12 protein-coding genes, 1 tRNA gene and 1 pseudogene are annotated in these 9,443 nt (G+C 63.8%); 7 read left to right on the top strand and 7 right to left on the bottom strand.

All coding sequences use genetic code 11. The annotated features are described in order from the left end of the window. Positions 1-144 precede the first annotated feature (144 nt). Entirely contained in the window at positions 145-606 is a 462-nt protein-coding gene (locus AC1DSN_RS13200) for a YehS family protein (protein WP_063573948.1), read from the top strand. Between the two features lie 11 nt (positions 607-617). On the opposite strand, the gene AC1DSN_RS13195 is transcribed toward AC1DSN_RS13200, so the two are convergent. Together AC1DSN_RS13195 and AC1DSN_RS13190 are read right to left on the bottom strand one after the other, a co-directional pair. Then, positions 618-944, bottom strand: a complete 327-nt coding sequence (locus AC1DSN_RS13195; RefSeq protein ID WP_477297278.1) for a hypothetical protein — start codon at positions 942-944, stop codon at positions 618-620. A gap of 2 nt (positions 945-946) precedes the next feature. Then, positions 947-2,320 carry a tryptophan--tRNA ligase gene (locus AC1DSN_RS13190; RefSeq protein WP_477331055.1) on the bottom strand — a complete coding sequence of 458 codons (1,374 nt, stop codon included), beginning with the start codon at positions 2,318-2,320 and terminating at the stop codon, positions 947-949. Positions 2,321-2,562: 242 nt separating this feature from the next. Between AC1DSN_RS13190 and AC1DSN_RS13185 the strand changes: the two genes are divergently transcribed. Genes AC1DSN_RS13185 through AC1DSN_RS13175 form a run of 3 tightly spaced genes read left to right on the top strand, consistent with a single transcriptional unit; the run spans position 2,563 to position 4,420 of the window. Beyond that, complete coding sequence (locus AC1DSN_RS13185) at positions 2,563-3,216, top strand: hypothetical protein (RefSeq protein ID WP_477297276.1); 654 nt, start codon at positions 2,563-2,565, stop codon at positions 3,214-3,216. A 57-nt stretch (positions 3,217-3,273) separates the two neighbouring features. Further along, positions 3,274-3,780 carry a hypothetical protein gene (locus tag AC1DSN_RS13180; protein WP_477297275.1) on the top strand — a complete coding sequence of 169 codons (507 nt, stop codon included), beginning with the start codon at positions 3,274-3,276 and terminating at the stop codon, positions 3,778-3,780. Next, a complete protein-coding gene (locus AC1DSN_RS13175) occupies positions 3,773-4,420 on the top strand; it encodes a hypothetical protein (protein WP_477297274.1) in 648 nt (215 codons plus the stop codon). Before AC1DSN_RS13180 ends, AC1DSN_RS13175 begins: the two co-directional genes overlap by 8 nt. 4 nt (positions 4,421-4,424) lie before the next feature. Here AC1DSN_RS13175 and rocF read toward each other — a convergent pair whose 3' ends face one another. Then, complete coding sequence (gene rocF / locus AC1DSN_RS13170) at positions 4,425-5,345, bottom strand: arginase (protein ID WP_213949599.1); 921 nt, start codon at positions 5,343-5,345, stop codon at positions 4,425-4,427. A 98-nt stretch (positions 5,346-5,443) separates the two neighbouring features. Here rocF and AC1DSN_RS13165 point away from each other — a divergent pair, with 98 nt between their 5' ends. From AC1DSN_RS13165 to AC1DSN_RS13155, 3 genes are all read left to right on the top strand, one after another. Beyond that, positions 5,444-6,340 (top strand): LysR family transcriptional regulator, encoded by an 897-nt coding sequence (locus AC1DSN_RS13165; RefSeq protein ID WP_213949598.1) that lies wholly within the window; start codon positions 5,444-5,446, stop codon positions 6,338-6,340. A gap of 67 nt (positions 6,341-6,407) precedes the next feature. Then, a complete protein-coding gene (locus AC1DSN_RS13160) occupies positions 6,408-6,863 on the top strand; it encodes an antitoxin Xre/MbcA/ParS toxin-binding domain-containing protein (protein ID WP_477296503.1) in 456 nt (151 codons plus the stop codon). Continuing rightward, positions 6,863-7,309: an RES family NAD+ phosphorylase gene (locus AC1DSN_RS13155; protein WP_477296501.1), complete on the top strand. Its 447-nt coding sequence runs from the start codon at positions 6,863-6,865 to the stop codon at positions 7,307-7,309. The genes AC1DSN_RS13160 and AC1DSN_RS13155 overlap by 1 nt, the downstream gene beginning before the upstream one ends. 19 nt (positions 7,310-7,328) lie before the next feature. Here the strand turns inward: AC1DSN_RS13155 and AC1DSN_RS13150 are convergent, their stop codons facing one another. From AC1DSN_RS13150 to AC1DSN_RS13135, 4 genes and pseudogenes are all read right to left on the bottom strand, one after another. Continuing rightward, the gene (locus AC1DSN_RS13150; protein WP_477331053.1) at positions 7,329-8,072 is read right to left on the bottom strand and encodes an alpha/beta hydrolase family protein; all 744 of its coding nucleotides are present in this window, start codon (positions 8,070-8,072) and stop codon (positions 7,329-7,331) included. 82 nt (positions 8,073-8,154) lie between these two features. Continuing rightward, positions 8,155-8,230: transfer RNA gene (locus tag AC1DSN_RS13145), tRNA-Thr, on the bottom strand. A 16-nt stretch (positions 8,231-8,246) separates the two neighbouring features. Next, complete coding sequence (locus AC1DSN_RS13140) at positions 8,247-9,059, bottom strand: SPOR domain-containing protein (protein ID WP_477296497.1); 813 nt, start codon at positions 9,057-9,059, stop codon at positions 8,247-8,249. A gap of 65 nt (positions 9,060-9,124) precedes the next feature. Beyond that, positions 9,125-9,443: pseudogene (locus tag AC1DSN_RS13135) on the bottom strand (type III pantothenate kinase); the annotation flags it as partial.

Genomic DNA, 9,443 nt, shown 5'->3' with positions numbered 1-9,443 from the left:
CTGGTGGGAGAGGACGCTCTTCCACCAGGCTACCGCTTCAGCGGCGTCCTTCTGTCGGCGGGGGTCACCCTCCCCAACGGCGCGGACCCTCTGTGGGAGCCGCTTCAGCGGCGATAGGACCCGCCTCAGTGCTACCCTATGCGCATGCTCAACAACGACACCCTACGCAGCATCCGCTACATGCTCGACCTCGGTGAGGTCCATGTGGTCGAGATCCTCAAGCTCACCGGCTTCGAAGCCAGCCGTGAATCCGTCGACCCCTGGTTGCTCAAGGAAGACGAACCCGGCTTCGTCGAGATGCCCGACCTGGCCATGGCCCATTTTCTCGACGGCCTGATCCTGCAGCGTCGCGGCCGCGACGAAAGCCAGCCGTCACGCCCCGTCGAAGCACGCATCAACAACAACGTGGTGCTGAAGAAGCTACGCGTCGCCTTCGAGCTGAAGGAAGACGACATCCTCGAGCTCATGGCTGCCGCCAGCTTCAAGGTGACCCGTGGCGAGATCAACGCCCTCTTCCGCCAGCCCAAGCACAGCAACTTCCGCCTCTGCGGCGACCAGTTCCTGCGTAATTTCCTCAAGGGCCTGACCAAGCGCCTGCGCGGCTGAAACCGCGCGCTTTACGGAGCGCGAGGCTTCCAGACGATCTGCCGGATGATCAGCGCGACGACCAGCACGGCGACGAACGCGCCGTAGCCCCACAACGCAGGGACGACCTGCTGCCAGATGGCACCGCTCTTCGGACCGAACTTGTCGGCAGCCGGTATGACCACGGCATCGAAGGACGTCATCGCCGCCTGCACCGCCGCGGCGACTGCCGCGACCAGGGCCAGCACGTCGAACGATCGACGCCTGACATTCTTCAGCAAGGCTTTCGGGTAAGCCCAGTAAGCCCAACCCAACACGATCAGCCAGGGCGCCAGCAGCATGAGGGCCAGATAGCGCATGGTCAGTCCTGTGCCGCGGCGAGGGCGTCCAGGGCAGTCCGCAGTCGAAGGACCGCCGCGGCACGCGCGACTTCGTCCGGATATGACGCGCCATTGGCGACCACCTCGCCGTTGACCAGCAAGGCCACATGGTCGCCTTGCGATTCGATCACCGCCTTCGTCCCACCCACCGTCGACAACGTCTGGCGCAGCACGCCTGCCGCCTTGGGATCGGCAAAGGACGTCGACAGCAGTAGCTCTTCGCCATCGGTGCCAAACAGGCGGAAGCGGAAACTGCCGTCGTCGTCGCGGAAGCTGGCGAAACGCGGTGGCTTGACCTTGGTCGCCGCCTTCGTGGCGACAGGCTCGACGCTCGGAGCGCTGCGACGGCGCGCGCTGCGCAGGCCTACGGCGTCGCGTAGCGTCTCGACCAGGGGGCCGGCAATCGCACGCGCCTTGGCCGCGCCGGCAAGCAGGATGTCTTCCATGTCGTCCGGCCGGGACATCAGTGCCTCGTAGCGCTCGCGCATCGGCGCGACATCGGCCTCGACACGCTCGAACAGCACCTGCTTCGCTTCGCCCCAGCCAATGCCACGGTGCAGCGCATCGGCAAAGGCCGAGGTTTCAGCCGGCGTGGCGAAGGCCTTGAAGATGGTGAACAGCGCGGAGTCGTCGGTGTCCTTCGGCTCGCCCGGCGCACGCGAATCGGTCACGATCTTCATGATGGCGTCGCGCAGACCCTTCGAACCACCCTCGAAAAGCGGCACGGTGTTGTCGTAGCTCTTGGACATCTTCCGGCCATCGAGGCCGGGCAAGGTGGCGACCTGCTCTTCGATCTGCGCCTCGGGCATGACGAAGAATTCGCGCCCGAAGGTATGGTTGAAGCGCTGCGCGATGTCGCGGGCCATTTCAATGTGCTGGATCTGATCGCGTCCCACCGGCACCTTGTTCGCGTTGAACGCGAGGATGTCGGCTGCCATCAGGACCGGATACATGTAGAGGCCGGCGGTCACACCCGCGTCGGCGTCTTCCTGGGCTTCGACGTTCCTGTCCACGGCGGCCTTGTAGGCATGCGCGCGGTTGAGCATGCCCTTCGAGGTGACGCAGGTCAGCAGCCACATCAGTTCAGGCACCTCGGGGATGTCCGACTGCCGATAGAACGTTGCCACGTCCGGATCCAGGCCGGCTGCCAGCCAGGTGGCTGCGATCTTGAAACGCGATGCCTCGATACGATCCGGGTCGTCGCTCTTGATCAGGGCGTGGTAGTCGGCCATGAAATAGAACGCGTCGACGTTCGGGTCCTTGCTGGCCAGAACAGCCGGCCTGACGGCGCCGACATAGTTGCCGAGATGCGGCGTGCCAGTGGTGGTGATACCGGTGAGGACGCGGGTGTGCATGGGGACCTTGGGGGCGGCAGACGATAACCCTTTGAGTTTAGCCCGGGTCGTGGCCCAGGGGCGAGCGACACCCGAAAAACGACTTTCTAAGGGTCGATTCGGCAAGCCAGTCCCACCTCGTTGAAAGAGCAGGCATTGGCCGAAAGCGACGCAAAGCAAGCCTCTTTCCATCCGTTTCCAGAAGGAAGACGATGTTCGCAAGGATCTCGCGGCACATAGACAACCACGGATAGGGAGCAGTCATGTCTAAGGATCATTCCACGTATTCCGGCGAGCTCAAGGCAGGAATACGCGCAGGCGGTGGCTACCTGATCGGATTAACGACCGAGCAAGGCGTCGTCTACGCCAACATCGTTGCCCCGAAGCAGTATGAGTTAACCGGCCTTCTCATCGACGGTGCGGCCACCTCCGATCCGGGAAATCTTCTTCGCAGCGCTTTGAGTCGAACCGACAGCCGGGGAAACACCGAGATCATCGCCCCGCAAAGTGCGGTCGCACGTCAGGTTCTCGCGCTGGATATCGATGGGTACAGCGACTGGGCGATTCCGGCAGTGGATGTTCAGGAGATGATCGTACGGTACTTCATGCCAAAGCCCCATGCGAGCCGCGAAGACAATGCATACATAGTCACATCGGGCCAGAACGGTTCGAGCCTGCCCAATGGATTTCCCTATCTCGACCAGCAGCCTGGCATCACCTCGGTAGAGGCTTTCGTCGAGTAYGGCAACGAAGCCTTTCAGCTGGAAACGTTTTACACCACCTCCACCGCGTTCCAACCTGGCGCGCAAGATGTAACTGCGTATTACTGGGGCTTCGATACGGCAACGGTCATGGATTTGGAACCGATCAACCATTGTCCCGTTCGACCCGTCAGACGCATGCCCTACAAAGCATGACCGGCCGGCGAGTGCCGAGACCCATCCATTGAGCAACTGCCCTGACAGGGAGTCATTATGAGCAAGCACGCTCCAAGCGCCTCACCTTGGGAGGTTCCGCTTCTCTCTTTTGCCATCGAGGAATACTACGATCTGGGAACCGAGATCTTCTACGCGGCCGATATTCGTGGGCTAGCCCAATGGGAGCCCTTTGTAGTGACAACCCCGCCGTTCCGCGCGGAGGACGAAGGTCGGCACGTGCACATATCTGCCGCCAATTATTCTTCGCCTCCACAAATTGTCAAAGCTGGCGAAGTGCTTCGCTGCGACGTTCCGTGGGGCTACCTGGGAGGTGTTGTGCCCGGAACCTCTGAGCTCAAGCTGTTTAGTTACTCTTCGCCACCCCCAGACGTCGTGACTTCGAGATTTCTCTACGTTCTCATCTTCAACGGCCCGATTACGCCTCCCGACGAAAACATCCGTGCGCTGGCCAAGAGCGCGACCGACCAGATGCGAGAAACACTGAAGCCAAGCTCGCAACGCCGATTGTCCGACACTGTTCGGCAGGGGGATCGCCATGAATAATCCGATTCAATCTCGAGCTGAGGGTGAGCCGGCCATCGGAACGCCCATGGAAGGTGGTTTTTACTTCGGGCTTACGCAGGAGAAAGGCGTTCTGTATCGGAACATCGTCGCGCCAAAAAGATACGAGATCTTCGGCGGCATCACTGATCCGGGCGTACCGGACGCTTCGAACCCACTACGTACGGCACTCAGCCGCACCGATAGCCGAAGCAATACCGAGGCTCTTCGGTTACACAGCCATGTTGCCCGACTGATTCTTGAGGCAGGCTTCGAGAACCACTCCGACTGGGGTATTCCCGCCGTCGATGTTCACGAACTGCTCGTGCGCAACTTCACGATGCTTCCGCCTTCTCGCGTCAGTACCTATGTGGTCACATCGGGCGAGAACGGTTCGAGCGTGCCACCGGGCTTTCCCTATCTATCGAACGAACCGGCGGTCACGTCGAGCGAGGCCTTCACCGAGCTCGGCCACGAAGTATTTGGGGCCTACAAATTCTACCTGACGTCCACACCCTGGAATCCCGATGCGACATACCCATCCATATACACATCGGTGTTCTCCGATAGCTCGATTCGCGAACTGGAGGTGAACAATAACGGCGCGGTGCGACCGGTACGACGTGTGCCGATCGAGGGGTAGGACCTCACCGCATCAACGTCGACTTTCCGAACAACGACTCGACGAGATCCACCGCCAGTTTCGCCGTCTGGTTCCGCTTGTCGAACGCCGGATTCAGCTCGACGATATCCAGCGAGCCCACTCGCCCGGTATCGGCGATCATTTCCATGCAGAGCTGGGCTTCGCGATAGCCGGGACCGCCACGAACGGTGGTGCCGACGCCCGGGGCGATGCTCGGGTCGAGGAAGTCGACGTCGAAGCTCACGTGCAGGTGGGTGTCCTGGTCGACGCCAGCCAGCGCTTCTTCCATCGCTGCCTTGAGACCAATCTCGTCGATATAACGCATGTCGTAGATGTCGATGCCGACCTCGTGGACGAAGCGCTTCTCACCCTCGTCCACCGAGCGGATGCCGATCTGGCGGAAAACATCGGGTGTCGTCGCCGGCACGGTGCCGCCGATGTGAGTGAGTTCGTCCGGGCCGTAACCGCAGAGGCAGGCCACCGGCATGCCGTGGATATTGCCCGACGGCGTGATCTGGCTGGTATTGAAGTCCGCGTGGGCGTCCAGCCACAGTACGCGAAGGTTCTTGCCCGCATCGCGGCAGTAGCGCGAGACCGCGGAGATCGAGCCAATGGCAAGGCAATGATCGCCGCCCAGCATGATCGGCAGGTTCCCGGCAATCAGTTCGGCGTGGACCGCTTCGTGCACGGCGGTATTCCACGCCACGGCTTCGCCCAGGTGACGATAGCCATCGATCGGCGGCAGCCATGGGTTGAGCGGGCCGGAGACATTGCCACGGTCGACCACATGCAGTCCGCGCCGGGCCAGGCGCTCGCCCAGGCGCGCCACGCGCAATGCTTCAGGACCCATGGAACTGCCGCGGTGGCCTGCGCCGATATCGGTGGGGACGCCGATCAGGGCGACGGAACGTGTAGTTGGGCTCATTCCGCAAGTTTACACCGGCCTTCAAAACACCCACGTTGCACCGCGTCAGGCGGTGAATTGGGGCAGGATAGGCCGGTATTTTCACCGGCACGCTGAGAATGATCCGACTGGATGACCTGCAAGTCTTCGTGCAGACGGCCGACGCCGGCAGCTTCTCCGCCGCCGCCAGGCTGATCGACACCACGCCAGCCATGGCCAGCAACGCCGTCCAGCGGCTCGAGCGTGAGCTCGGCGCCCGCCTGTTCGTCCGGTCCACCCGTAGCATGCGGCTCTCGGACGACGGCGAGCGTTACCTGCCCCACGCCCGCGCCATGCTGGCTTCCCTTATGGGCGGTAGCCAGGCCCTGGCCGAAGGACGGGGCGAGATTGCCGGACCGCTTCGCCTGTCCCTGCCTTCCGATCTGGGGCGCAACGTGCTCGTGCCCTGGCTGGACGAATTCCAGACACGGCATCCGGGCATCTCCCTCCAGCTGTGGATCAGTGACCGTGCCGCCGACCTGCTCCGCCACCCCATCGATGCGGCAATCCGCTACGGCGCACTGGATGATTCCGGCCTCGTCGCCCAGCCCCTCGCGCCGGATAACCGGCGTGTGCTGTGCGCCTCACCGGAATACCTCGTGCGGCATGGCTCGCCGGCACATCCGGACGATCTGCACAGCCACAACTGCCTGTGCTTTCTGTGGGGTGAGCAGATCCACGACCGCTGGACCTTCGACCTGCCCCGCGGCCCACACACGGTAAGCGTCAGCGGCAACCGCATCAGCGACGATGCCGATGTGGTCCGCCGCTGGGGCCTGGCCGGCCACGGGGTGATCTACAAATCGCGGCTGGACGTGGTGGCCGACATCGCCGCCGGCCGGCTGATCGAGCTGTTGCCGGGCCTGGGCCAGCGGGCGCCCGTGAATATGGTCAGCGCGCACCGCGCCCAGCTCACGCCCGCCGTGCAACACCTGAGGGATTTCCTACGCGAAAAGCTGGCTGCACTGGCGCCTTAACGGGCGAATGGCCGATATCACGGCAAGCCACCATTTGGCGTAGAATATCGCTCAAATGGAGAACGCCATGATCACCTATATCGCCGATGCCGACCCCATGCCCTATGTCATCCGGGAAACCGTGTTCACCCGAATGGGCCGCCTGCTCGACCTCAAGCTCGAATCGGATGCCGATGCCGTTCGCCTGGTCAACAAAGGCATCACCGTCCACGCCTATAAGCACGTCGCCGAGAAGCTGCGTTTCCCGGGCAATCTGGTCGCCCCCGAAAGCACCGTCCGGCGGCGTCTCACCGAGGGCCGCTTCAGCGAGGTCGAGTCGGAGCGGGTGGTACGCGTGGCGCGCGTCTTCGCCGAGGCGGTCGAGCTCTTCGGTGACGAGGACATGGCGCTGACCTGGTTCACGACGCCTGCCGACTACCTCGAGGGCGACGAGCCTGTCACGCCGATGACGCTCGCCGCGACCGACAACGGCGCCCGCCTGATCGAATCGCGCATCCTGCGCACCGCTCACGGCATGTTCTGATGCGGCTCTGGCGTATTTCGTCCTACCCCGGCCTGAGCGGGGTGGGCGGCTACCATGCGGACGGTCGCTGGCATACGCGCGGCAAACCCGTCCTCTATGCGTCCGAGCACCCCGCGCTGGCGATGGTGGAGGCGATGGCACATATGCGCCTCGGGGTCACGGCCATACCGCTGACACTGAAGTTGATCGCCATCGATGTGGCCGACGCCGTGACTATTGCGCCGACGCCCGAGCTTCCTACGGGCTGGCAGGCCAACGAACCCACGAGCCAGGCCATCGGCGATGCCTGGATCGCGCGCGCCGAGACGCTCCTCCTGCGCTTACCGTCGGCCATCCTCGCGCACTCGACCAACTACCTGATCAATCCGGCGCATCCGGACGCAGCGACACAACTGAGCGAGGTCGAAGCCGAACCGTTCTGGTTCGACCGTCGCTACCTTCGTTGACGCGTTCTATCGCGGTTACTCAGAACCGAAGCGCCTGGCAGAACTCGTCCGTGCGAAGAATGCTGTTGTGACCGGCAGCGATGTGATCCCAGCGGACCGGCGGCTGCGGCAGCAAGCGGACAAGCGCCTCGGTGCGCGCCGAGCCGATCACCTGGTCATTGGTGGCCTGCAGCACGTACACGGGCACAGCGCCAAGGCGAGCAGCTGCCGGACCGCTCTCATAGTGATCGCGCAGCAACCAGCCCAGCGGTATGCCGAAGGTCTCGCTGCCCACGTTGGTGATGCTGTCGTAGGGCGTGACGAGCACGAGTCGTTGCGGATGCTTCTCGGCGGCAACCTGTGTCGCGATACCGCTGCCTAGACTGATGCCGACAATGGCGACGTGGGCATGCTTCTTTGCTGCCTCGTCGACGAGGGCGATACCGTCGCCGACCAGGTCGCGCTCCCGCGGGGTACCCGCCTGCCCCTCGTAGCCGCGGTAGGGCAAGAGATAAATCGCGCGACCGGAGCACTGGCCCAGGCGCGATGCGAAGCGCGACAGGCTCATGCCGTTGCCACCGAAGACGACCAGCGCGTCGCTCGCTTCCGGATGCAGCACCCAGCCGCGAAGCATCAGGTCAGGACGCGCGACCGTGAGATCGCCGAAGGTCTCGGTGGCTTCAGCCCCCGGATAAAGCAGGCGGTCCTGCATCAGGTAGAGGAAAACGAACGGCGCCAYGATGAGGACAATGACGATCGCGACGATCCATCGGACGAGCTTCATGGTTGTCCTTTATTCGCCTGGGCCCGGGGACGCCTTCCAACAAAAAGCCGGCGTAAGCCGGCTTTTTTGTATCACATCAAACTGGTGCCGACACCCGGATTCGAACTGGGGACCTACCGCTTACAAGGCGGTTGCTCTACCAACTGAGCTATGCCGGCGAAGGCGGGGAGTTTATCAGAAGCAGCCGGTCGGTTTGGCGGTCGCGCCGGGGCTGCGGATGCCCCGGCGAATATCGGCATTGGCGTCATCGGGCACGACCACGTCCAGCCACCAGACGGGCGTGACTTCGGTCCGTTCGCTCATGCGCGCCGGGAAGCCTGCGGCGATGACTTCGTCGCGGCGCTTCTTTGCATTCGCGGGGTCGTGGAACAGACCGAGGGCCACGGAGTTCTGCAGCTCGCCGGTGGCGGTGACCACGAAATAATCCTTGATGCCCTTGGCCTCGAGCCGGCGCGCTTGCGCCAGCGCCAGATCCCGCGTGGCCTGCGCCGGAAGGAAGACACGCCAGCCATGGGACTCGCTGGTCTGCTCCTGACGCTGACGGCTGCGTACCGTGCGCGGTGCGATCGCGGTACGCGTGCTGCGCAGGTCCACCTGATTGGTGAAGGGGCCGATGGCGAGGCAACGGTAGCTGCGCTTGGCGCTGGTCGCGACGCTTGCGGTGGACGCCGCGGCGAGGAGGTCGGGACTTGCCGTGGCCTCTGCGGGTTCCTTCTTTCCCGGTTCGCGCGTCGCCGGCTTTGCCGCCGAGGCAGCCGGGGCGACAGCGGGCGCGGCGGCCACGACGGGAGCCGCCGTCGACGCCTGCGCGGGTGGCGCGACCGTCACAGTCGAGGCGGGTGCAGGAAGTTCAGCAAGCAGCTTGAGCGTGGGCACACCCTTGTCGGCCGGATCCACCGCATGCGTGCCCGATTCGCCAAGCAGCAGCCAGGCGGCTACCGCGATGTTGAGGGCGATCAGCAGAACGAACATCAGACGCAGAAGCATGGCGGCCTTGGGTTTCCGGTGAGGCCAGCGCGCGTTCCCCTGTAAGAACCGGTGGCGTCGCGATTCTAGGCGAAATGATCCGCTTGAGTGTGCGCTTTGGCCCAGACGGCCAACCCGCGCAGGACCGTATCGGGCACGAGCATCACCTCACGCTGGAGCAGGGGCGCCAGCACGGTGGCGTCACCGCCGCCCAGGGTGACGGTGGGCGCACCACCGAGCAGCGCAGCCGAGCGGTCGGCAAAGCGGTCGACCAGGGCCGCGCAGGCTTGCCAGCATCCTGACGCCAGACCGTCGGCCGTGTTGTCCGCCAGGTCGCGAACGGCACCCGGCTGGCCTGGCCGCACCTGCACGGTCGCACCGAGCACGGACTGCTGCATGAGCAAC

The organism is Luteibacter sp. P4_D7_3, assembly GCF_056401735.1.
The sequence above is the reverse complement of the archived record's forward strand: the minus strand, read 5'-3'. Positions and strand labels throughout refer to the sequence as shown.